The 22969-nt window shown below is 56.8% G+C and carries 24 protein-coding genes and 1 tRNA gene; 13 read left to right on the forward strand and 12 right to left on the reverse strand.

Translation table 11 applies throughout. The annotated features are described in order from the left end of the window. Nucleotides 1-8: 8 nt before the first annotated feature. Together QOL67_RS12320 and QOL67_RS12325 are read left to right on the forward strand one after the other, a co-directional pair. Complete coding sequence (locus QOL67_RS12320; RefSeq protein ID WP_283426267.1) at nucleotides 9-686, forward strand: arylesterase; 678 nt, start codon at nucleotides 9-11, stop codon at nucleotides 684-686. Nucleotides 687-689: 3 nt separating this feature from the next. Beyond that, nucleotides 690-1301, forward strand: a complete 612-nt coding sequence (locus tag QOL67_RS12325) for an SOS response-associated peptidase (RefSeq protein WP_283426268.1) — start codon at nucleotides 690-692, stop codon at nucleotides 1299-1301. On the opposite strand, the gene xth is transcribed toward QOL67_RS12325, so the two are convergent. Next, nucleotides 1298-2077, reverse strand: a complete 780-nt coding sequence (gene xth, locus QOL67_RS12330) for an exodeoxyribonuclease III (protein ID WP_283426269.1) — start codon at nucleotides 2075-2077, stop codon at nucleotides 1298-1300. The genes QOL67_RS12325 and xth overlap by 4 nt on opposite strands. A gap of 176 nt (nucleotides 2078-2253) precedes the next feature. Between xth and QOL67_RS12335 the strand changes: the two genes are divergently transcribed. Beyond that, nucleotides 2254-3162 (forward strand): DMT family transporter, encoded by a 909-nt coding sequence (locus tag QOL67_RS12335; protein WP_283426270.1) that lies wholly within the window; start codon nucleotides 2254-2256, stop codon nucleotides 3160-3162. A 2-nt stretch (nucleotides 3163-3164) separates the two neighbouring features. On the opposite strand, the gene QOL67_RS12340 is transcribed toward QOL67_RS12335, so the two are convergent. Continuing rightward, nucleotides 3165-3488: a HesB/IscA family protein gene (locus QOL67_RS12340; RefSeq protein WP_164646343.1), complete on the reverse strand. Its 324-nt coding sequence runs from the start codon at nucleotides 3486-3488 to the stop codon at nucleotides 3165-3167. Nucleotides 3489-3581: 93 nt separating this feature from the next. Between QOL67_RS12340 and QOL67_RS12345 the strand changes: the two genes are divergently transcribed. From QOL67_RS12345 to QOL67_RS12375, 7 genes are all read left to right on the forward strand, one after another. After that, nucleotides 3582-4721: a deoxyguanosinetriphosphate triphosphohydrolase gene (locus QOL67_RS12345; RefSeq protein ID WP_283426271.1), complete on the forward strand. Its 1140-nt coding sequence runs from the start codon at nucleotides 3582-3584 to the stop codon at nucleotides 4719-4721. 75 nt (nucleotides 4722-4796) lie between these two features. Further along, the gene (gene argS, locus QOL67_RS12350) at nucleotides 4797-6542 is read left to right on the forward strand and encodes an arginine--tRNA ligase (protein ID WP_283426272.1); all 1746 of its coding nucleotides are present in this window, start codon (nucleotides 4797-4799) and stop codon (nucleotides 6540-6542) included. Between the two features lie 90 nt (nucleotides 6543-6632). After that, complete coding sequence (locus QOL67_RS12355) at nucleotides 6633-7652, forward strand: SPOR domain-containing protein (RefSeq protein WP_283426273.1); 1020 nt, start codon at nucleotides 6633-6635, stop codon at nucleotides 7650-7652. Beyond that, nucleotides 7649-8632 carry a beta-N-acetylhexosaminidase gene (gene nagZ, locus QOL67_RS12360; protein WP_283426274.1) on the forward strand — a complete coding sequence of 328 codons (984 nt, stop codon included), beginning with the start codon at nucleotides 7649-7651 and terminating at the stop codon, nucleotides 8630-8632. The genes QOL67_RS12355 and nagZ overlap by 4 nt, the downstream gene beginning before the upstream one ends. A 56-nt stretch (nucleotides 8633-8688) precedes the next feature. Continuing rightward, nucleotides 8689-9480, forward strand: coding sequence for a segregation and condensation protein A (locus QOL67_RS12365; RefSeq protein ID WP_283426419.1), 792 nt, complete (start codon nucleotides 8689-8691; stop codon nucleotides 9478-9480). A gap of 10 nt (nucleotides 9481-9490) precedes the next feature. Next, nucleotides 9491-10180, forward strand: coding sequence for an SMC-Scp complex subunit ScpB (scpB, locus tag QOL67_RS12370; protein ID WP_283426420.1), 690 nt, complete (start codon nucleotides 9491-9493; stop codon nucleotides 10178-10180). Between the two features lie 85 nt (nucleotides 10181-10265). Continuing rightward, nucleotides 10266-10490 carry a hypothetical protein gene (locus tag QOL67_RS12375; RefSeq protein WP_283426275.1) on the forward strand — a complete coding sequence of 75 codons (225 nt, stop codon included), beginning with the start codon at nucleotides 10266-10268 and terminating at the stop codon, nucleotides 10488-10490. Between the two features lie 6 nt (nucleotides 10491-10496). Here the strand turns inward: QOL67_RS12375 and QOL67_RS12380 are convergent, their stop codons facing one another. The 8 genes from QOL67_RS12380 to QOL67_RS12415 form a co-directional block, all read right to left on the reverse strand. Further along, nucleotides 10497-11573 (reverse strand): 2'-deoxycytidine 5'-triphosphate deaminase, encoded by a 1077-nt coding sequence (locus tag QOL67_RS12380; RefSeq protein ID WP_283426276.1) that lies wholly within the window; start codon nucleotides 11571-11573, stop codon nucleotides 10497-10499. A gap of 58 nt (nucleotides 11574-11631) precedes the next feature. Beyond that, a tRNA-Pro gene (locus QOL67_RS12385) sits at nucleotides 11632-11708 on the reverse strand. Between the two features lie 74 nt (nucleotides 11709-11782). Further along, nucleotides 11783-13171: a MerR family transcriptional regulator gene (locus QOL67_RS12390; protein WP_283426277.1), complete on the reverse strand. Its 1389-nt coding sequence runs from the start codon at nucleotides 13169-13171 to the stop codon at nucleotides 11783-11785. A gap of 15 nt (nucleotides 13172-13186) precedes the next feature. Next, a complete protein-coding gene (gene ihfA, locus QOL67_RS12395; protein WP_283426278.1) occupies nucleotides 13187-13489 on the reverse strand; it encodes an integration host factor subunit alpha in 303 nt (100 codons plus the stop codon). Nucleotides 13490-13610: 121 nt separating this feature from the next. Further along, complete coding sequence (locus QOL67_RS12400; RefSeq protein ID WP_283426279.1) at nucleotides 13611-14585, reverse strand: beta-ketoacyl-ACP synthase III; 975 nt, start codon at nucleotides 14583-14585, stop codon at nucleotides 13611-13613. A gap of 23 nt (nucleotides 14586-14608) precedes the next feature. Then, entirely contained in the window at nucleotides 14609-15694 is a 1086-nt protein-coding gene (gene plsX, locus QOL67_RS12405) for a phosphate acyltransferase PlsX (protein ID WP_283426280.1), read from the reverse strand. 20 nt (nucleotides 15695-15714) lie between these two features. Further along, nucleotides 15715-15921 (reverse strand): 50S ribosomal protein L32, encoded by a 207-nt coding sequence (gene rpmF / locus QOL67_RS12410; RefSeq protein WP_283426281.1) that lies wholly within the window; start codon nucleotides 15919-15921, stop codon nucleotides 15715-15717. A gap of 139 nt (nucleotides 15922-16060) precedes the next feature. Then, complete coding sequence (locus QOL67_RS12415) at nucleotides 16061-16624, reverse strand: YceD family protein (protein ID WP_283426421.1); 564 nt, start codon at nucleotides 16622-16624, stop codon at nucleotides 16061-16063. Between the two features lie 118 nt (nucleotides 16625-16742). Between QOL67_RS12415 and QOL67_RS12420 the strand changes: the two genes are divergently transcribed. The 3 genes from QOL67_RS12420 (at nucleotide 16743) to QOL67_RS12430 (ending at nucleotide 19907) form a co-directional block, all read left to right on the forward strand. Next, the gene (locus tag QOL67_RS12420; RefSeq protein WP_283426282.1) at nucleotides 16743-17216 is read left to right on the forward strand and encodes an outer membrane protein assembly factor BamE; all 474 of its coding nucleotides are present in this window, start codon (nucleotides 16743-16745) and stop codon (nucleotides 17214-17216) included. An 85-nt stretch (nucleotides 17217-17301) separates the two neighbouring features. Then, nucleotides 17302-18042, forward strand: coding sequence for a GNAT family N-acetyltransferase (locus QOL67_RS12425; RefSeq protein WP_283426283.1), 741 nt, complete (start codon nucleotides 17302-17304; stop codon nucleotides 18040-18042). Between the two features lie 50 nt (nucleotides 18043-18092). Further along, nucleotides 18093-19907, forward strand: a complete 1815-nt coding sequence (locus QOL67_RS12430) for an ABC-F family ATP-binding cassette domain-containing protein (protein ID WP_283426284.1) — start codon at nucleotides 18093-18095, stop codon at nucleotides 19905-19907. A gap of 101 nt (nucleotides 19908-20008) precedes the next feature. Here QOL67_RS12430 and QOL67_RS12435 read toward each other — a convergent pair whose 3' ends face one another. Together QOL67_RS12435 and QOL67_RS12440 are read right to left on the reverse strand one after the other, a co-directional pair. Further along, entirely contained in the window at nucleotides 20009-21517 is a 1509-nt protein-coding gene (locus tag QOL67_RS12435; protein WP_283426285.1) for a leucine-rich repeat domain-containing protein, read from the reverse strand. A gap of 236 nt (nucleotides 21518-21753) precedes the next feature. Continuing rightward, nucleotides 21754-22932 (reverse strand): MFS transporter, encoded by a 1179-nt coding sequence (locus QOL67_RS12440; protein WP_283426286.1) that lies wholly within the window; start codon nucleotides 22930-22932, stop codon nucleotides 21754-21756. Nucleotides 22933-22969: the final 37 nt, after the last annotated feature.

Here is a 22969-nt window from a genome sequence, read left to right on the forward strand (position 1 = left end):
GCCTGTTGATGAATGTTTCCACCCTATATGGGGCGTCCAAGCGCGTGGGCAAGGCGCTGACCTTCGGCATTTTAGTTGTTCCGGTAACGGCTTGGCAGGTTTTTGCGGAGCCAGTGGTGATTGCGGCGCTGGGGGACAGTCTCACGCATGGCTATGGTGTGCCACAGGGAGAGGGTTTTGTGCCGCAGCTTGAAAGCTGGCTTCGGGCGCAGGGGCTGGACGTGATTGTGCAGAACGCGGGGGTGTCTGGGGACACCACGCAGGGGGGCTTGTCACGGGTTGGCTGGACCTTGGGGCCGGAAGTGGACGCAATGATTGTGTCGCTGGGGGGCAATGACGCTTTGCGTGGGATTGATCCTGCGGTGAGTAAGGGCAACTTGGCAGGGATTATTGAGGCCGGTCAGATGGCGAATGTGGATGTGCTGCTGATAGGTGTCCAAGCACCGATGAATTTTGGCGCGGACTATAAGCAAGCGTTTGATGGGATGTATGGCGCGTTGGCGGCGCAGTATGATGTGGCGCTGGCGCCGGATTTCTTTGAGGCCATTCGGGATTTGCCAGCTGACGAGTTGCGTGCGCTGATGCAGGCGGATGGCATTCATCCAAATGTGCAGGGTGTGGCGCGGATTGTGCCGGTTCTTGGCTCACATGTGCAAAGCTTGGCGGAGAGTGCCGCAAAGGAGTGATTTATGCCGGGGCGGCTGTTTTTGGAAACCCCTGTGACGGAAATCGGCCAGTGGGCTGGCCGTGAGACTGTTGGGGTTTCTGATGAACCGCTACGCCGGAACATTGCTCCGGGACAGGAGATTGTGTGCCTGACTGCGGATGGCTTCACGCGTATGCGCTGGGGCATCATTCCGGTTGGTCGTGTGAACGCCCGGGGGCGGCCGGTGATGGAGACCATTGTCAATGCGCGGTCCGAGACAGTGTTCGACAAGTCCGCGTTTGATGGCGTTGGGCGGGCTGTGGTGATTGTAGATGGGTGGTATGAGTGGACCGGTGAGAAGCGCAAGAAGACAGCTTGGCGGATAACGGGCGCGGAGCCACTGGTGTTTTCGGCGATCACGGATCTGTGGATTGCGCCCGGAGGGCGGGAAGTCTACCAAGTTGCGACGGTGACTTGTGAGCCCAATGGCGACGTGAAGCCAATCCATCATCGGATGGGGGTTCTGCTTGAGAAAGACGCGATTGATTTATGGCTCACTGGCACGCCGGAAGAGGTTGCGCCATTAATGGTGCCTTGGCCAAACGGGCGGCTGTCTATCGAAGAGGCCGCGGATGTGGATTGGGACGGCGCTTAGGCGGCGAGATCAATCCAAACGGGGACGTGATCCGATGGTTTAGAGCGTCCGCGCTCTTCCTTGTCGATCTGACAGTCTTGTAGAAGGTCTGCGCATTGCGGGCTGAGCAGGAAGTGGTCGATGCGGATGCCGTTGTTACGATTCCAGGCGCCGGCTTGATAGTCCCAGAAGGAATACATACCAGGCATTTGATTGCGGGCACGGAAGGCTTCCGTGAAGCCGAGGTTGAGCAGGCGGCGGTAGGCGGCACGGCTTTCAGGACGGGCCAGCGCGTCTTCTTGCCAGTCTTCGGGTTTGGCCGCGTCTTCGTCCTGCGGGATGATGTTGTAGTCGCCTGCCATTAGGAAGGGTTCTTCAGTGGCCATAAGTTCTTGGGCCCGGGTATACAGACGCTCCATCCAGGCCAGTTTGTAGTCGTACTTCGGACCCGGGGTTGGATTGCCGTTGGGCAGGTAAAGGCCGCAGACCCGTACGGGGGTGTCGCCCATGACGGTGGCCTCAATGTAGCGGGCCTGTTCGTCGGTATCATCACCGGGCAGGCCTCGGGTTACATCTTCGAGCGGGAGCTTGGACAGGATCGCCACGCCGTTGAAGCTTTTCATACCGTGGGTTTCGACCTGATAGCCGCGGTCCTCAAAGACTTCGCGCGGGAAAGCTTCGTCCACAGACTTGATTTCTTGCAAGAGCGCGACGTCGGGCTGCGCCTCATCCAGCCAGCGGGGCAGGGTTTCGATGCGCGCTTTGATGCCGTTGATGTTGAATGTGGCGATTTTCATGGGGCGCTCCTGTTCGCTGGATAGGGGTATCTATCCAGCCATAGCAGGGAACAGCAAGGCGGAATGTTACACGGTGGAAGCGGCGCGACCTCAGCGATTTTGAGAAATTGGAAACTTGTGGCAGGCTGTGAGGAGTACTTTCGACAATTTTCGTGTTTTGGTGTGTTGAGGGTCATGTGTCTGTTGCTTCAGTGCGCGTCGTTGGCGGCGTGGTGGTACTCGCCTATTCTTTGGTAATCACGGGAGCGGATGTGCTGATCAAGGTGATCGCGCAGAGCTACCCTGCGGCTCAGCTATTTGGTGTGTCTTGTTTGGTTGTGGTGACGCTGAGCATGATGTCCGTCAGCGTGAAGGCGCATGGGAACATCTTGCGTGTGAGCGCGCACTTGCGAACACGGTATTCAGGTTTCATGGTTTTACGCTGCGGACTTGGGTTGTTGGGGGCCTTTGGATTTTATCATGGCTTTCGGCTTTTGCCCTTGGCGGAAATGTTCCTGTTCATTGGCATGATCCCACTTGGGGTGGCGGTTTTGTCGGGGCCGGTCCTGCATGAGCCGGTGCGGGCGACCGCTTGGGTGGCATTGACCGTTGGCAGCTTTGGTGTGGCGTGTCTTTTTGTCGACGGTGGACGTGTTTTGGGCGGCGGGCACGCTGCTGCTTTTGTGGGCTGCGTGACTTCGGCATTTTCAATGGTGTTGGCGCGGTGGATGACACAACGTGAAGGCGGGTGTCTGGCGCAGGTGTTTTGGCCAAACCTCACAGCGGGCTTGGTGATGGTGGCGATTTTGCCTTTTGTGGCGGTGCCCATGCCGGTCTCAGATTTGCTGTGGGCATGTCTCTACGGTGGCGTGATGTTTTTGGCGCGTTGGCTGTGCATGGTCGCGTTGACCCTGCTGCCAGCCTATGTGGCGACGCCCTTGATGAACATTCAGTTTGTGTGGGCGTTGATTGTTGGTGCCGCGGTGTTTGGCGAGGCCATCTCTGGCGCGGTGGTGCTGGGTGGCGCTTTGGTCGTGTTGAGCGGGTTGGTGCTTGTGGCTGACATGGTGCCAGCCACGGGCAAGGTGCAGGCCGTAGCGGGCTGACTTTACATGGAAAAACTGGTTCCGCAGCCGCAGGAGCTTGTGGCGTTGGGGTTGTTGATCACAAACCGTGCGCCAATCAGCTCTTCGGTGAAGTCGATCACGGCATCTGTCAAAAAGGGCAGGGACACACTGTCCACCAAGACTTTTTCGCCTGCGCCCTCCAGTACAAGGTCGTCGTCTGTTTGGGCATCGAGTTTGATTTCATACTGAAAGCCAGAGCATCCGCCGCCTTCTACAGCCACGCGCAGGGCCTGGCCTTGTTCGGCAGCGCCAATTTCAGCGAGACGTTCGAAGGCTCTTTGGGTCACTTTGGGCGGCAACTGCATGATATTTTGTCCTATTCGCGCGATTTGCCCGGTTCCTAGCGGGCATAAACTCCAATATAGAAGGGCCAAGGACAGGCTACAAGGACCACGCTTATGCAGGCGCCCTATGCCTCAGATCCGGCGCGCGCCAAGGGACGGCGTTTTCCGGAGGAGGAGAGCAGCTTCCGGTCGTGTTTTCAGCGGGACCGGGACCGGATCATTCATGCGAGCGCGTTTCGGCGGCTCAAGCACAAAACACAGGTTTTTGTGGAGCATGAAGGTGATTACTTTCGCACCCGTTTGACACATTCGATTGAGGTGGCGCAGGTGGCGCGGACCATTGCCGGGGCGCTGGGGCTTAATCAGGAAATCACCGAAGCGATCGCGCTGGCGCATGATCTGGGGCACACGCCCTTTGGGCATACCGGTGAAGACGCACTGCATGAGCTGATGGCACCATACGGGGGCTTTGACCACAACGCACAGGCGGTGCGGATTGTGACCTCGCTGGAGCGGCACTACGCGGATTTTGACGGGTTGAACCTGACCTGGGAGACCTTGGAAGGCATTGCCAAGCACAATGGACCAGTGACTGGCGATTTGCCTTATGCATTGGCGGACTACAATGCGCTGCATGATCTGGAGTTGCACACTCACGCGAGTGCAGAGGCGCAGGTGGCGGCTTTGGCGGATGATGTGGCCTATAACAATCATGATTTGCATGACGGGCTCCGTGCTGGGCTGTTCTCTGAGGAAGAGATTTGTGCCTTGCCCATCGTAGGAGGGGCCTTTGCCGCGGTGGATCAGAAATACCCAGGCTTGGAGGCCATCCGACGGCGCCACGAAGCTTTGAGGCGTGTGTTTGGCGTGATGGTGAGTGATGTGATTGACACCTCTCGCGCAGCCTTGGCCGAGGTGGATGCGCAGTCTGTGGAAGAGCTGCGCGCCTGCGGACGACCTGTGGTGCAATTTTCCACCGCGCTGTGGGCGGACCTCAAAGAGATCCGTAGTTTTCTGTTCACACGCATGTATCGTGCGCCAAGCGTGGTGAAGATGCGCAAAGAAGTGACAGTTGTGGTGCAGGAGCTATTTCCGTTGTTTTTGTCTGAGCCAACTTTGTTGCCGACACGTTGGCATGCGGATTTGGCAAAGTGTGACAATGAAACAGCGGTGGCCCGCATGGTATCGGACTATATTTCCGGCATGACGGACCGCTATGCGCTGCAACAACATGAGCAGCTTCTGGGCAAGTGACGTTGACGTGACGGATTGGGGTGATAAACCACGCCAAATCCGAAAAGACCAAAGACACATTGATAGGACGGTCTGATGAACCTGTTTTCCGAGATCCGCGTTGCCGTGATCGACGCGCTGACTGCGATGCAAGCCGAAGGCAAGCTGCCTGAAGGACTGGACTTCAAAAACGTGGCGGTAGAGCCCCCGCGCGACGCGTTGCATGGCGACATGGCAACCAACGCTGCGATGGTGTTGGCCAAGCCTTCCAAGATGAAGCCACGCGATATAGCCGAGGTGCTGGCGGCAAAGCTGGCCGAAGACGCGCGTGTTGAAGTTGCCGAGGTAGCTGGTCCGGGGTTCTTGAACCTGCGTTTGGCGCCGGTGTTGTGGCAAGGTGTTGTGAAAGCCGCTCTGGATGGCGGTCAGAACTTTGGCCGTTCGACCATGGGCGAAAGCAAAAAGGTCAACGTCGAATACGTCTCTGCCAACCCAACAGGCCCTTTGCATGTGGGCCACACCCGTGGGGCAGTGTTTGGGGATGCGCTGGCGTCGCTGTTGGACTTTGTCGGCTTTGACGTGACGCGGGAGTATTACATCAACGATGGTGGCGGGCAGGTTGACGTGTTGGCGCGGTCTGTTTACCTGCGCTATCTTGAGGCGCATGGCCAAGAGGTTGCTTTCCCAGACGGCACTTATCCCGGTGACTATCTGATCGAGACCGGCAAGGCGCTTAAGGAAAAAGTCGGCACAGCCTACATCGACCAGCCTGAAGATGTCTGGCTACAGGATGTCCGTCTCTTCGCAACCGATGCGATGATGGAGTTGATCCGGGCTGACCTGAAGGCGCTGGGCGTGGTGATGGACAAGTTCTATTCCGAAAAGTCGCTCTATGGCACTGGCCGGATCGAGGCTGCCATTGCGGAACTGGATAACAAGGGCCTGATCTACGAAGGCGTTTTGGAGCCACCAAAAGGCAAGAAACCGGAAGACTGGGAACCACGTGAGCAGACTTTGTTCAAGTCGACCGAGCATGGGGACGATGTGGATCGTCCGGTGAAGAAATCCGACGGGGCGTGGACCTATTTTGCCCCAGACATTGCTTATCACTACGATAAGGTGGATCGCGGATTTGATATGCTGATCGATGTCTTTGGAGCGGACCACGGCGGTTACGTCAAGCGCATGAAGGCGGCTGTTTCGGCACTGTCCGATGGCAAGGTTCCATTGGACATCAAGCTGACCCAACTGGTGAAGCTGTTCAAAAACGGTGAGCCATTCAAAATGTCCAAACGGGCAGGGACCTTTGTGACCCTGCGCGATGTGGTGGATCAGGTGGGGCCAGATGTGACCCGCTTTGTGATGCTGACCCGCAAAAACGACGCGCCACTGGACTTTGATTTTGACAAGGTTCTGGAGCAGTCCAAAGACAATCCGGTGTTCTATGTTCAGTATGCCCATGCACGGGTGTGTTCGGTGATCCGCAACGCTGAGTCCGCGGGTATTACCGCGGATGACGCAACTTTGGCGGCTGCCGATCTGTCCAAACTGGATCATGCAGCGGAGATAGCTGTGGCCAGAAAATTGGCCGAATGGCCACGTTTGGTGGAAATTGCGGGGCGCACCAACGAGCCGCACCGGATTGCCTTTTACCTCTATGAACTCGCCGGAGAGCTGCATGCGCTTTACTACAAAGGCAATGAGGATACCTCTCTGCGTTTTGTGCAAGAGGGTGACGCAGATACATCACAGGCGAAAATTGCACTCGCACGCGCCGTGGCCGTTGTTATTTCCGCAGGTCTTGGTATTCTGGGCGTAACTCCGGCACAAGAGATGCGCTAAAGCTGCACGTTCGTCGGGGTTGAGGACTAGGCAAGACGACCCCGGCGACACCGCACATCCGCGGTAACGCGCGCGGGCAGTGAGGCAAAAATGGCAGAAATTCCGATGGGTGCGCATGGCGCGCCCAAAGGCGACTCTCCGAACGCAGCTCTTTTGGTGAGCCGCGCAGGGATGTTTGTATCTCTCGCGCTGGTTGTCGGGACGGGCGTGTGGGGGTTCCAGATCCTTTCCCGCGATGTAAGCGGCGTGCCTGTAGTACGGGCCTTGGAAGGGCCTATGCGTATTCAGCCCGACAACCCGGGAGGACGTCAGGCTGGTCACCAGGGGTTGATGGTCAATCAGGTGGCAGCGGATGGCAGTGCGGCTGGTCCAGCGGATCAGGTGATTGTTGCGCCACCGCCAATTTCTTTGACAGATCGTGATATGGTGACAGGTGCACCTGTGGTCGTGCAGCCTGCTGACAATCGGTCGACGATGCCAAATCTTGTGGAAACGGAAAAATTGACCGAAGTGGTCGCGCGTGCGCCCATTGAGCCAATCGTTGCGCCTGCACCGCTGGATGTGAGTACGCCTTTGTCCGTGGAAGAACTGGCCGAACGCCTTTCTGCTGGTGCTACGCCCTTGGAGACCGTCGACGTTGAAGACGTGAAACCCATTCAGGTGGCTTTGAAAGAGCCGGATGTCTCCGTTGATGTGGCAACCGCCGATAAGCTAGAAATTAAGGGCGGACTGAAACGCTCGTTGCGTCCGGTGTTGCGTCCAGCCAAGTTGTCCTCTGTGGCGCAAGGCACGCAGGTTGCGTCGATTGATGCGGCTGTTCAAGGCGCGTTAAAAGAGGTTGATGCAGAAACCATTCCGGCAGGCACGCGTTTGGTGCAACTGGGCGCATATGCCAGTCCGGAGATTGCGCGGGCGGAGTGGGACAAGCTGCAGCAGCGGTTTGATACCTATCTAGGCGACAAATCCCGTGTGATTGAGAAAGCCAGCAGCGGCGGGCGGGTGTTTTATCGCTTGCGGGCGATGGGCTTTGAAACCGTTAGTGACGCACGCCGCCTGTGCTCTGCGCTGAAGGCAGAAAACGCCGATTGTATTCCGGTCACCACGCGATGAACCGGTTTTGCGCCGCGATCTTTGGTTGCGACGGGTTGCGCCTAACGGCTGAAGAGACGGCGTTTTTTCGGGATGTGCAGCCGTTTGGTTTCATACTGTTTGCTCGTAATATCGACACCGCGGATCAGGTGCGCATGTTGTGTGATGAACTACGGGCTTGCGTGGATCATCATGCACCGATCCTGATTGATCAGGAAGGTGGGCGTGTGCAGCGGTTACGGCCTCCGTTGGCATCTGAGTGGGTGCCACCCTTGGAAGAGGTGCAAAAAGCGGGCCCCAATGCGGCGCGGGCAATGTATTTGCGCTATCGTATCATTGCACATGAGTTGATGGCGCTTGGAGTAGACGCCAACTGTGCGCCGATGGTGGATGTGGCTCGACCTGCCACACATCCGTTTTTGCGCAACCGGTGTTACGGCGACGATCCGCAGCAGATTATCGAGATCGGCCGCGCAGTTGCAGAGGGGCTTTGGGATGGCGGCGTCTTCCCCGTGGTCAAACATATGCCAGGGCACGGGTTGGCAGTTGTTGATAGCCACAAGGATTTGCCGCGCGTCTCTGTGCCAAAGGCACAGTTGAAAGCTGATTTTGCGCCCTTTAAAGCGCTGAAAGGCCTTCCGATGGGAATGACAGCGCATATTGTGTTTGAAGACATGGATGACAGACCTGCGACGACATCACCTAAGATGATGAAATTCATGCGCGACGAGATTGGCTTTGACGGGCTGATCATGACCGATGACATCGACATGCAGGCCTTGAGCGGCTCTGTGGACCAACGCGCAGCGGCAGCGATTGCCGCAGGATGTGATGCAGTTTTGCATTGCAACGGCACTTTGGCGGAGCGCCAAGCGGTGGCGGAGGCTATTGGTGAGATGACTGAGGCAGGGCAACGGCGTGCCGAAGTGGTATTGGCAACGCGGCGACAGGCCGTGCCTGTTGACATTGAAGCGCTTGCCGAGGAACTTAAAGCGTTCTGAACAGGCGCTTGACGGGCAGGGGCATGGCCGAGACCGACCTAAATCATACTCTACAGATGTCCTTTGAGGACGATCGGGAAGAGATTTCCGTTGCTGACCGCATGGCAGCGGAAGCTCTGATTGTGGATGTGGACGGGTTTGAAGGGCCTCTTGATCTGTTGCTGACCTTATCGCGAACGCAGAAAGTAGATCTGCGCAAGATTTCGGTGTTGGAGCTGGCGAAACAATATTTGGACTTTGTCGAACGGGCCAAACGGCTGCGGCTTGAGTTGGCAGCGGATTATCTGGTGATGGCTGCCTGGCTCGCGTTTCTGAAATCGCGCTTGTTGTTGCCACCTGATCCAACCGAAGAAGGACCGTCTGGAGAGGAACTTGCGGCGCACCTGGCCTTTCAACTGGAGCGCTTGCAGGCGATGCGGGATGCGGCCGCCAAGTTGATGGCTCGGGATCGGTTGGGGCGTGATTTCTTTGCGCGCGGTGTGCCGGAATCTGTTGAGCGTGTGCGGCGGATCACTTTCACAGCGACGTTGATGGACTTGATGCAGGGGTACGCACGCCTGCGCACAAGAGATGAGTTCCGTCCCTTTATTCTGGACCGCGAGTCGGTGTTCACGATGGAAGAGGCGTTGGAGCGAATGCGCGGGTTGATTGGCTATGCCGGCGCATGGACCGATATTCTGAGTTATCTGCCCGTGGGCTGGGAGAACGATCCGAAGAAACGCCGTTCGGCCACCGCGGCAACATTTGCGGCATCGCTGGAACTGGCCAAAGAAGGCAAGGTGTTTATCCGCCAAAGCGAGACCTTTGCGCCGATAGAAGTACGAAAGAGAGACGGCAGGGATGAGTGACGATATCAATATGTCGGAGCCGGACGTTGAGGACGCTGTACAGGACGCTCCGGAACAAGAGGAAAGTCTGTTTGAAGCGCCGCCCATCGCGGAGCAGGAGCGCATGTGTGAAGCCATCTTGTTTGCCAGTACAGAACCGGTGAGCGTCAAAGAGATGAACAACCGCATGCCGCATGGCTGTGACGCAGCGGAGGCGTTGGTGCATCTGCGCAAGCGGTATGAAGGCCGTGGGGTCAGCGTCGTGAAAGTCGGCGATGCCTGGGCGATGCGCACGGAGCCCGACCTTGGCTTTCTCATGCAAAAAGAGACTGTGGAGACACGCAAGCTGTCCCGTGCAGCCGTCGAAACACTAGCCATTATTGCGTATCATCAGCCGGTGACGCGGGCGGAGATAGAGGAAATCCGCGGTGTGAGCGTGAGCCGAGGTACGGTGGATCAATTGCTCGAGATGGAGTGGATCCGGTTTGGGCGTCGCAAGATGACGCCGGGGCGGCCGGTGACCTTTGTGGTAACACCGCAGTTCTTGGATCACTTTGGTTTGTCCAGTCCGCGGGACTTGCCAGGGCTCAAGGAACTGCGGGCTGCGGGGCTTCTGGAAAACCGCCCGCCACCGGGCACGATTCCATTGGGTCTGAATTCCGATGAGGATGAAGACGGGATGGTCATTGATGACGGGCAGCCGGAATTGTTTGAGGAATAAGCCCAACCTCAAAAACAAGGTAATTGCCTTACTCTAGGCGCAATTTGTTCCTAAATTGGGGGGGTGAATTTTCGGAGTAGACTCAATGAACGCCAATCAGCTGATCAATATGGTCACCCGTATGGTGATGCGCCGCCTGATCAATGGCGGCATCAACGCTGGGATCAACGCGGCGTCCAAGGTGCAGAAAAAAACACCTACTGAGCCGGGGCCATGGGGAGAGACCGCGAAACCTACCAAAACCCCACAGTTTGACGCCAAACGCACGCGGCAGGCTATGCGCGTCACACGCAATATTGGCCGGTTTTAAACCGGACTAGACCGTTTTGAAGTGTTTGCTCAGCTTCAGGCCTTGTCCCTGATAGTTTGAGGCGATGCCAACGCCATAAAGCTGTTCTGGTACGTTTGTCATGCGTTCGTAGACCAGACGTCCAACCACCTGTCCGTGTTCCAGTACAAATGGAGCCTCATGACAGCGCACTTCCAACACGCCACGAGAGCCTGTGCCGCCCGCTGCGTCATGGCCAAATCCTGGGTCAAAAAAACCTGCGTAGTGCACGCGGAATTCACCAACCATTGCCAAGAACGGTGCCATTTCAGCAGCATAAGCTGGTGGAATGCTGACGGCCTCGCGGCTCACCAGAATGTAAAACGCACCGGGGTCCAGAATGATTTTTCCGTCTGAAGCGTGCAGTTCCTCCCAATATTCGGCAGGATCGTAGTATCCGATATTGTCGAGGTCGATGACACCGGTGTGTGGTTTTGCACGATACCCAACAAGCGTACCTTCGCCGGGCTTCAGATCGACCGAAAAGCCAAGACCATCGTCAATTACAGCATCGCCATCCACCAACGGACTGCGGTCATGCAAGACACTCAGGTCTGCGTCCGTCAGTACGCTTTGGCCCTGTCGGAAACGAATTTGGTTAAGACGCATGCCGGGACGCACCAACACAGAAAAGCTGCGCGGGCAGATTTCAGCATAAAGTGGGCCGGAATAGCCAGAGGCGATGCGGTCAAACTCTGTGCCGCCGTCGGTGATGGTGCGGGTCAACAGGTCAAGACGCCCCGTAGAGCTTTTGGCGTTGGCCACGGCTTGTATCCCGTCCGGTAGCGCGAGGCTTTCCATAAGCGGGACCACATAGACGCAGCCTTTTTCCAATACAGCACCATTGGTGAGGTCAATGCGGTGCATCTCGAATTCTGCGAGGCGATCCTGGACGCTGCGGCCACTGCCTGACAGGAACGATGCGCGTACGCGGTAGGCAACTGTGCCCAGACGCAAATCCAGTGAGGCCGGTTGCACCTGACCCTCTGCAACGGGCTGTGTGACCGATATTTCTCCGGTTTTCAGCATTGTTTCAATGGTTTGGCTCGGAATAACGCCGGTCATTGGATAGTCTCCAGATACACAAAACGCCCGGGCCTTGCGGCACACGGGCGGTTTTGATTGGTCGGGCTAGCAGGACTCGAACCTGCGACCTTCCGTCCCCCAGACGGACGCGCTACCAGGCTGCGCCATAGCCCGACGATGGGCTGTTCATAACGGAATTGCGGGCGGGAGCAAGTCTTATTGTGCAAGTTTTGTCTCGCCCTGAATGATTAGCCAGCTTTGCTGTTGAGCGCTTCCAGGCGGGCCAGAAGATCGGCGGCGCGAGAGGCGTCTTTGGGGGCGACGGTCACCGGCTTGGTCAACATCAACAAGAAGTCGTCGCGTGTGTTTTCGCGCGCGATCACAGTTTCCACATCAGGCGTGTCTGCTGCACTCGAGACGGCTTGTGTGTCGAACGCGGCGTCAGCGGTTGGCGCAGGCTTACTTGCCGATACGGAGCCTCCCAGTGATGTTGCCGTTGCATTGGGTGCCGATGGTTTAGGTTCTACAGGCGCTGCCACGTCTGGATCTTTTGTCGTCGGTGCCCCTTCGGTTGGTGTCAGGGCGGCTGACGGTAGAGAAGACCCATCGGGGGAGACAGGAGCCGAGCTTCCGGTGAGTTCGGTGTCTCCGGCTTGGTCCGTGTCAGCGGTTTCTGTGGTCACACCAGCCGGCTCGATTTGAGGGTTGGTGTCCTGCGCGTTGGAAGAGAGCGGCAGCACATCGTCGGAAGTCGCAGCTTCCAGTGCCTCGACATCCGGATTGCTCTGCGTTGGGTGCGCGGACTCTGCTGGAGCATCGATGGAGGCAAACAGGTCATCCATCGGCGGTGTTTGGCTGGGTGTGTCTTGGTCGATTGGTGTTTGTGGTCCCGGAGCTGAAGGGGCGTGTGTTTCGCCTTCTGCGGGCACCGCACTGGCGTCATCTGCTGCAGGGGCTGCAGTCTGTGGCGTCCTCTCAGTCTCGGCCTCAGAGGTAGTCGGTGCCCCTTCATGATCAACCTTGACCAGGAGATCATCAAGAAAGCCGTCGTCGTCTTCTGCGGACTCCGTTGTTGTATCGGGCAGGTCCGGTGCCGTGTCGTCTGGGGCTGTATGGAGCTCTGCCTCAGATTCGGCGTCAGGGACCTCGGCCTCAAGTCCTTCGGACACAGTCTCGCTCTGAAGGTCTTTGGTGGTTGTTACGTTTTCAGAAAGCACGGGCTCTTCTGCAGCTTCAAGCGCGTCGACTGTCTCCAGCACCTCAGGTGGCGAGATTTCGTCTTGAACTGCGTCGTCTTCTTGCAGTTTTGCGCTGTCCTCCGCGACCACGTTTTCGCCGCCCTCGAGGTCGTCTTGATCCTGATCGACGGGGCGGGACAGACTCGAGACGTGTTTGACACCTTTTTCCCGCAGGAGCTGTTGTGCTTCTTTGATGGGCAGTCCGTCTTCATGCAGCAGCTTTTTCAGGCCGCCCAAAAGCTCCATGTCTTGAGGGCGGTAATACCTCCGGCCCCCAGCACGTTTCACGGGTTTGACTTGTGAAAACTTGCTTTCCCAAAAACGCAGAACGTGCGTTTGCACGTCAAGCCAGTCAGCAACTTCGCTGATGGTGCGAAATGCCTCACGCGATTTGGCCATGGAGTTTGTCTCGTCTTATTTTTTGTTGCCGGCGGCGACGCGATCTTTCATCAGATGCGATGGCCGGAAGGTAAGGACACGGCGCGGCTGGATCGGAACTTCTTCACCCGTCTTTGGGTTACGGCCCACCCGCGCGGCTTTGTCTCGCACACTAAAAGTGCCAAAAGAGGAAATCTTGACCTGTTCGCCACGCACCAGCGCGTCGGACATATGGGTCAGAATGCTCTCAACCAATTGAGCGGAGTCGTTTCTGGACAGGCCCACTTCGCGAAACACTGCTTCGCTCAGATCCATCCGGGTCAATGTCTTATCAGTCATGTGGTCCCCCCTGCCGGTACTCGTTTGAAAAACCATAGAAGCAAGCGAATTTGCGAGTCAATGACTTGCACCGTCTCAAAGACGATTATCTGCAATATTCGCCAACGACTTAGGCTGGCTCTTACCATCTTATGACTACGGCACCCCAAGCAAGACCGCCACCAATGGCCTCGGTCACCAGCAGATCGCCACGCTTGATCCTGCCTTCCGCGACACCGGTGGACAGTGCAAGCGGAATTGAGGCTGCGGATGTATTGCCATGATCCTGAACCGTCACAATCACGCGATCCATGGGGACACCGAGCTTTTTGGCGGTGCCTTGAATAATGCGGATGTTGGCTTGGTGCGGCACAATCCAATCCACGTCGTCGTCTGTGAAGCCAACTTTGGTCAGGGCAGTGTGAGCTGTCGATGTCAACTTCTCAACCGCTTGACGAAAAAGGGCATTTCCCTGCATGCGCAGCTTGCCAGAGTCGCCTGTGGTGGAAACGCCTCCGTCCACAAAGAGCATGTCTTTGTAGCGGCCGTCAGAATTCAGGTCTGCGCTTAGGACACCGCGGTCGGCATTGTCGCCAGTGCCGTCTTGGGCTTCGAGGATCAGCGCACCTGCGCCATCACCAAACAGCACACAGGTGGCGCGATCGGTCCAGTCCATGATGCGGCTAAAGGTTTCGGCGCCAATCACCAAAACACGTCTGGCTTGTCCGGACAGAATCAGGGCGTTGGCATTGGTGAGCGCATAGACAAAACCGGCGCACACCGCTTGCACATCAAAGCCAAAGCCACGGGTCATTCCGATTTTCTGCTGAACCATGGTGGCGACAGAAGGAAAGGTGAGATCTGGCGTGGAGGTGGCCACAACCACCGCATCAATTTCATTGGCCTCTAGATTCGCATCCTTAAGCGCCGCGTTGGCGGCCAGGCTGGCGAGGTCAGATGTGGTTTGATCATCGGCGGCAAAATGGCGGCGCTCGATGCCTGAGCGCGTCCGAATCCATTCGTCCGATGTGTCCAGAGTTTTTTCGAATTCGGCGTTGGGAACGACCCGTTCCGGCAAGTAGTGGCCAACGCCCTTAACCACGGCGCGTGTCGTCATATCAGTGCCTTGCTATATTATTGTTATTCGTTTGTGCTGTCAGCATCTTGCGGCAGGGAAACAGCAGATGCAACCCGCGCCGCGAGCTTTTCAGAGAAGCCGGATTGCGCCAGTTTGAAGGCGAGTTTTACCGCTGCTGACACGCCTGTGGCGTCCGAAGACCCGTGGGACTTCACAACGGTGCCGTTGAGGCCCAGAAACACGCCTCCGTTGACCCGACGCGGGTCGATGCGCTTGTTGAGGCGGTTTAGCGACGTATAGGCCAGCAAGGCGGCCAGGCGTGACAGAGGAGAGAACCTGAAAGCTTCTTTCAGCAAGGAGCCGATCAAGCCAGCGGTGCCTTCGCCGGTTTTCAGCGCAACGTTGCCGGTGAACCCATCAGTGACAATCACGTCCGCCTTATCGGCCGGCAGATCATTGCCTTCAACAAATCCGACAAAGTCATAGTTTGCGTTCTTGGCATTGCGCGCAATCAGGTCATGCGCCAGTTTTAGCTCGGTGCGGCCCTTGTGCTCTTCGGTGCCAACATTGAGCAACCCAACGCGGGGACGCTCTAGGTCCATCCCGTTGCGGGCATAAGAGGCGCCCATTAGTGCGTATTGTAGCAGATCATGCTCATCGGCGCTGATGTCTGCGCCGGCGTCGAGCATGATGTTGAAACCCTGCGGCGCGCGCGACGGCCAGAGTACGGCAATTGCCGGGCGGTCGACTCCGAGGATTTTGCGGAGGCGAACCACCGACAACATCATCAAGGCTCCGGTGTTGCCACAGCTGACCACGCCGGCTGCTTCTCCGCTGCGTAGTGATTCCAATGCGGACCACATCGAGGTGGTCTTAGATCGGATCACTTCACGGGGTTTGTCTTCCATCGACACCACGTCAGAGGCGTCGCGAATCTCGACACGACCGTCCAATATGCGCTTGCGTGCCACAAGCTTGGCCAGCTCGTCTGCGGGGCCGTGCAAGATGAAAGCAATGTCTGGATTAATCTTCGCGGAATGCGAAATGCCGGCAACAACAGCTGCCGGCCCGCGATCGCCACCCATGGCGTCAACTGAGATCACTGTGCGCCCGCTGCCGGGGTTTGCTGTTTGCGCCAAACCGGTCATGCGGGCTCAGATCCCGTTGTTTATGCTGCGTCTTCGTCCAGATCGACGTCGTCCACCATCGCAACGACTTCACGGTCGCTGTAGTGGCCGCAGGAGGCGCATACGTGGTGTGGACGCTTCAGCTCGCCACAGTTTTCGCATTCGTTAGGGTTCGCTGCAACCAGGGCGTCATGTGCACGGCGGTTGTTGCGGCGCGATTTCGATACTTTGTTCTGCTGGACAGCCATGTCGCAACCTTTGATTTACTTGGGGGCCGGAGCCCGGTTTCCTGAGCGTTTGGAGCCTCTACGCGGTAAGCGCGCCCGAGTCCAACGCTAAATTCGAATGAGCGCGCGAAAATACTGCGATTTCCGCACAACGCAAGCCCTATTCGTCCTCTTTTGATCCCAACTGGTCACGCAGGGCGGCCAATCCGGAAAAGGGGCGGGCGTCTTCGTCCGTCATGGCCTTTTTTCCAGCCTCCGTAAAGACCGCATCTTTCAATTCCGCTCCCTGGGCACGCGGAAATTGTGGAATGTTCAATGCCAGAGCCTCATGTAGGATGGCATGCACATCAATGTGTGTTTCCAATCGCTCAGCGTTTTCATCCTCTGGCATCTCAATTTCTTCTTCTTCGTCGCCGTCTGGGTCCGGCAGGTGGGCGACAAAACGACGCTCGATTTTGTCCTCCACACGTGTTGTGACTGGGTCCAGCGTTACAACACAGGGCTGCACAACCGTTGCGCCAAGTTTTGCAACCAGCTCCCAATCAGATTTGCCGTGGGCACGAATTTCACCAGCAAAGACAACTTTGCGGACTGTAGATAGTGACAAAGCTTCAGCCAAAGCAGTCAATTCCTTCGGGCTGGGGCGCAGCTCAAAGGAGGTGGGGCGGTTCTGTTGGAGATCGGCCACGCGGAAAACGGTGGAAGAAGAGGCGCTTGGGGACATGTTTTTGACTTCGGATTTAGGGCGGTTGGCGTTAGGAACGCGGTTGTCATCTTGAACCAAACGCGTTCCTTCTGTAAGCGAGATAAAAGGCAAGAGACGCCAAGACAAGAGGGCAGGCATGAAGACGCGAACCAAAGTGATCAAATTTGCGGTCATGGGGGCGGTTTTGCTGTCGCTGACAGCCTGTTCTACCCGCTATCGCAATCATGGTTATGTGCCCACAGAAGAAGAGCTGGCCTCGATCACCTTAGGGGTGGACACCCGGGACACGGTTGCCGAAACGTTTGGTCCGCCGTCTGCGTCCGGCGTGTTGGATGACAGCGGCTACATATACGTGCGCTCTCGGGTCAGGCATCTTGGCCCGATTCGTCCTGAGGTGGTGGATCGACAGGTCGTTGTGATTGGATTTGATGGCAAAGGTATCGCCCGCAATATAGAGCATTACGCGTTGGAAGACGGGCGCTTTGTGCCGCTTCAACGACGCATCACCGACAACGGCATTGAAACCGGTGGCTTGTTGCGTCAGCTGGGGGCCAACATTGGCAACTTCGGGCCGTCTGGTTCGCCAACTGCGAGCAACGGAAGCTTCTAATTTGCCACCTCAGTCTGGTAGGTGTCGGTTTGTCATTCGGATGTCGCGGCACCTCTGTTAGACTGCCTGTGTGAGAGGAGCGCAGATGGGCAGTCATAAGCTTGAGTTGGGGCGTTACCGTGTGCGTGTAGCGGAAGGTGTGCAGGATTTGCACGCTGCGCAACGGTTGCGGAGTTTGGCTTTTCGCGGCGACGACACTGGTTTGGATACGGACGCCTACGATTCCCTTTGTACCCATTACATGATCGAAGAGGTGATCAGCGGCCGGTTGGTCTGTGGGTTTAGGATGTTGCCTCTGAATGGTGGGGATGAAATCGGTCGCAGCTATTCGGCACAGTTTTATGAGCTGGACGCCCTAAAAACCTACAACGGCCGCATGGTTGAGATGGGTCGTTTTTGTGTGCATCCTGACGTGTATGATGCCGATGTCTTGCGTGTGGCGTGGGCTGCCATGACGTCTTATGTTGATGAAAATAATGTAGAACTTCTGTTTGGGTGTGCGTCCTTTGCTGGCACGGATACCAGCACTTACCTTGACAGCTTTGCCATGTTGCGAGACAGACATTTGGCGCCAACACGGTGGTTGCCAAAAGTGAAAGCGCCCAAAGTTTTTCGCTTTGCAGCGCGATTGCGCCGTAAGCCCAATCTCAAAGCCGCTCAACTCAGCATGCCGCCGATGTTGCGTAGCTATCTTCTGATGGGGGGGTGGGTCAGTGACCATGCGGTTGTGGATCAAAAAATGAATACGCTGCATGTGTTTACTGGTGTTGAGGTGAAGGCCATTCCTGCGGCAAGAAAACGGCTTTTGCGCGCTTTGGCGGGTTAGACGCAGCGGTCGTGGTTGACGGGAATGCCTGTGCGGGCTAGGCGCAGGGCATGGCACGTATACCCCTTTTACAGATGAATGATATTTCCCTGACCTTTGGTGGGGATCCTGTGTTTGATCAGTTGGGCCTGGTGGTGCAACCCGGAGACCGGGTGGCCTTGGTTGGGCGCAACGGATCAGGCAAATCGACCTTGCTGAAAGTGATGGCTGGATTGGTGGAGCCGGACCGCGGTGACATTGTTGTGCCGCCAGGTGTGAGCGTTGGATACATGGAGCAAGACCCTGATATGAAAGGGTTTGCCACGCTTGGTGATTTTGCCTCTGCCGCTCTGGACCCAGGTGAGATGTACAAGGTTGAGCGCGCGGGCGAAGGGCTGAAGTTTGATCCAGCACGTGCGGTGGAGACTGCTTCTGGGGGAGAGAGGCGGCGGGCGGCTTTGGCACGCTTGATGGCCGAAGCGCCGGAGTTGATGTTGCTAGACGAGCCGACCAACCATCTTGATATTGAAGCCATTGCCTGGCTTGAGGCGGAGTTGAATGCCACCCGTGCGGGCTATGTCTTGATCAGTCACGACAGGGCGTTTTTGCGTGCGCTGACTCGCGCAACCCTCTGGATTGACAGGGGAATGGTGCGTCGTCAGGAAAAAGGGTTTGAGGGTTTTGAAGCTTGGCGTGACAAGGTTTGGGATGAAGAAGACCTGCAACGCCACAAGATGGATCGCAAGATCAAAGCAGAGGCGCGTTGGGCTGTGGAAGGCATCAGTGCGCGGCGCAAACGCAACCAAGGACGGGTGCGGGCGCTAAAGGACTTGCGCTCCGAACGCTCGGCGATGATCACACGCCAAGGATCGGCGGCCATGGAGCTGTCAGCAGGACCAAAGTCTGGCAAAAAGGTTATTGACGCCAAAGGCTTGTCAAAATCCTATGATGGCAAAAGCATCGTGCAGGACTTTTCTCTGACGGTGCAGCGCGGCGATCGTGTTGCCTTTGTTGGGCCCAACGGTGTGGGTAAAACAACGCTGATTAAAATGCTGATGGGAGAAGTAGCGCCTGACACGGGATCGGTGGCGTTGGGCACCAATCTGTTGTCAGCGGTGTTTGACCAGGCGCGTTCAAAACTGGACCCGGACATGACGTTGTGGGACAGCCTGACAGGCGACCCAGACATGCGGGTTTCGGGCAAGGCTGATCAGGTCATGGTGCGCGGTAACCCCAAGCATGTTGTTGGATACCTTAAAGAATTTCTGTTTGATGACCGTCAGGCGCGGGCGCCGGTACGGTCTTTGTCCGGTGGTGAAAAGGCGCGGCTGTTGTTGGCAAAACTGATGGCCAAAGACAGCAATCTTCTGGTCATGGACGAACCCACCAACGATCTGGATGTGGAGACGCTCGATCTTCTGCAAGAACTGTTGGACGATTATGACGGTACCGTTTTATTGGTGAGCCACGATCGGGATTTTTTGGATCGCGTCGCGACCACAACCATTGCCATGGAAGGCAATGGGCAGGCGGTGACCTATGCTGGCGGGTGGTCTGATTACCGTACGCAGCGGCAAGCGGATGCGCCAGAAAAAGCCGCGAAATCAAAGTCTAAGGCTGATAAAGCCAAGGCAGGGAAAACCGCGCCGGCTGCAGGGTTGAGCTTCACCGAGAAGCACCGTTTGGAGGCGCTACCGGGCATAATGGAACGGTTGGAAGCGGAGATATCCAAGCTGGAAGGCTTTATGGCTGACCCCGAGTTGTTCACCAAAGAACCGGTGAAGTTCCAGAAGGCCACAGAGGCATTGGTGGAACGTCAAACCGCACTGCAGGATGCAGAGGAAGAGTGGCTGATGCTCGAGGAAAAGGCCGAAAGCAACGGCTGATTTTCACGTCGGCATTGCGTCTGTATAACGTCTGTTTTGCGACTGTCCGCGGTTTTTGAATATGTTGCGGCGCCACGGTGCCGTAACAATGTATTCAGAGTTTAGGCATTTGCTGTTTCCGACGAGGGTGCGGCCGCAGCGTGTAAATGTTCGATCACGCGGTTGGCCATGACATGGCGGTAGTGGTGAAATTCGCGCCCGTTTGCGCAGGCCGCCAGAACTTCCAAATCCTGCATGGATTGCAAGGCTGGGGTTCCATTGATCGCCAGTGTCGCTTTGGCGTTGGCCTTTGTGAATTTTGGCAAGGTGAGAAGCACCGACAGATCAGCAACATCCGTGTCCGTGATGTCCAGCCATTCCAAGTTTGGAAGTGAGTGCAGGGGGTAGAGGTCTTTGACGGCCGTGCCCGTGCATTGCAGATTCTGAAGCGCTCGGCAGCGCTGAAGTCCGTTCAAGGAGACAATAGCGGTTCCTGTTAAGCTGGCACTTTGCAGGTTGGGCAACGGTGGCCAAGCTGAAGTCATGGAGCCGTCCACGGAATCGGCCAGACGGACATGCAAGGTTTGCAATGCGGTGCAATGTGACAGTGGGGCAGGGTCAAAGATCGGGTCTGCGACTTGCAGCAATAGGTAGGTCAGCTTGTTCAATTGGGACAAGGGCGACAGATCGCTTTGTGACACCTGTCCCAGAGACAGGTGGTTTAGCTCTGTGAGTGCGGCGACAAACGATAAGTCGGACAGTGGCACCAGCGACTGAATTGTGAGGTTTTGGAGCGTGGTCAGCACGGCCAGTGAACCAAACTCGCGCGCCGGAGTGTTCAAAAGTGAGAGAGTTTTTAATTTTGGCAGGGCATTCAAGGAGGTGAGGTCGGTTGTTTTGGCGCCAAACAGATCCAAGGTTTCCAGTTCCTGGAGAGAAGAGAGAGCCGTCAAGTCAACAACACCGTCACACCGCAGCGACAGGCTTAAGAGGTTTTCTGCCTGAGCCAGAGGAACCAGCGACTGTCCGTCCGAGAGGCGCAGCTTGAGCTCCGTCAACGCCGGGCTTTGCACCAGCCGTGAAGGGTCTTCACAGAGCGCCAGAAGATCGGCTGATTGCAACCGTGGCATGTTGCCAAGCTGTATTGGTGTGCGTGGATGGGACAGTTTTAGGCTGCGCAGGTTAGGTAAATCAGGGAGGGAGACCGGCGTCTCCGGTGGGATCGATAGGGTTAGCTTTGCCAGATTGGGCAGGTCGGCCAGTGGAGACAGGTCTGCCACCGGTGAGGCGATGATTTCCAGTTCAGTCAGGCTGGGCAGGCCGCGCAGGGCGGAGATATCTGTGATTGGCGTGTGGCGAATGCAGAGTTTGCGCAAATGCGGATCCAGCTCGGCAATTTCCGGCAGAAGCATGCCGTTGTCCCCAGAGATCACTTTGTGCTTGGCGCGAGCCTCTTTATGACGTTCCAAACTCCAGAAAAAGTACGCTGTGGGGTCAGCAGGGGTGTCATTTGAGGCCATGCCCGCCTTGCGCCGCGCCCGAACTTGCGGGCGCATGCGTTGCTTGAGGCTTTGTTTGGCCACGGTGAGAAAGGACTGGATTTTTAAACTGGTCAGCACGCGAAAACTCATCAACGGCGCCGTTGAGTGGGCGCGGGGAAAAAGAAAACAGGAGCGATAGTGGAGGTCCAGTGTACTGAGGATCGGTGCTCCGGCAACTCACTTTTTGGACAATTTTGACAGCCTTTGGGGGATCATCCCTCGCCAAAAGGCGTAGGTGATTGAACCAAAAGAGGAAACAAACGTGCCCGCGCGTTGGGGAAAATACGCGGGCACGAACGGTAATTGATGTTGGAGCAGACCTGCGTTTAGGCTGGGGCCGCTTTGGCCAGCTCAGGTGTTGGGGTCAAATGACGGGCCATCACAAAGCTGAGGCAGAGACCTGGTAAAAGCGCGGCCAAGGCAAGGGAAATGCCAACATTATCCGCCAGTAGCCCAATGATAGGCGGCGCAACCACATTGGTGCCGACGGCCATGATCGACAGGAAGGCGATGTTGTCGGCGTCGTGTTCATCTTCCAGCGCAGCGGCGGCGGACACAGCCAGCGGGAAGCCAACCGAGAGACCCAGACCTATGCAGGCAAAGCCGACAAAAGACACCAGAGGCGGGAACGGTGCCACCAGGATCACCAAGCCAATGATGGCAAGGCCAACGTTCATGCGGGCGAGATTGGTGCTGCCCATGCGGACTTTCAAGAAATCACCGATGAAACGGCCAAAGGCCACAAAGGCGGAAAACACGGTTATAGCAAGGCCTGCGGTGCTGGCGCCTTCCGGCAGACGTTCCGCCATATAGACGGCCCCCCAGTTGGCCATTGCGCCTTCGGCCATGGTGACGGAGACCACAAAAAGTACGATCAGAAACAGGGGTGTTGGGTAATCGCGCAGCTTGCGGCGTTTGGTTGCGTTTTGGGTGTCTGAATTTTTCGGGCGCAGATTGGGCAGAGGCCGCGCAAGCCATATAGCCAGGACTGTGGTGCTTGCGGTGAGGGCAAGCACAGTGACTGCAGGCGACAAGGCAACGGTGAACATTGCGGCCAAGAAGGAGCCAACCGTTAGGCCAAGCGCCCAGAAACCGTGACAGCGGTTCATTACGGATTTCTTTGCGGCTTTCTCAAGTTGGCCTGCGTAGACGTTGAGCGCCACATTGAGGCAGGTCATCGACGCACCAAAGACAAGCAGGGCTAAAAATAGCGTGACCTGGTTGATGGCGTAAAGCGGCAACACAACTGTGACTGCTTGGATTGGGAAAAAGACCTGGAGGACTCTTGGCGCACCGTATTGCGCCACGATTTTTGCGCCCAGTTTCGAAATGAACACAAAGGCCAGGGGCAGGCCGAGAAGCGACAGGGCGAGCTGCGCGTTGGTCAGGTCAAGTTTGGATTGCACATGTGGGATGTGCGGCAACCATCCGCCAAGTGCAAATGGGTGCAAGAAGAACAGCGCCATAATGAGGCGCACGGTCCCTGGGGACTGAGTGGGAGTCATGAGAAAGGTCCTGTTGGAGGATATGCGCGCAGCTAGA

Source organism: Shimia sagamensis, from assembly GCF_900182745.1.
Lineage (GTDB): Bacteria > Pseudomonadota > Alphaproteobacteria > Rhodobacterales > Rhodobacteraceae > Shimia > Shimia sagamensis.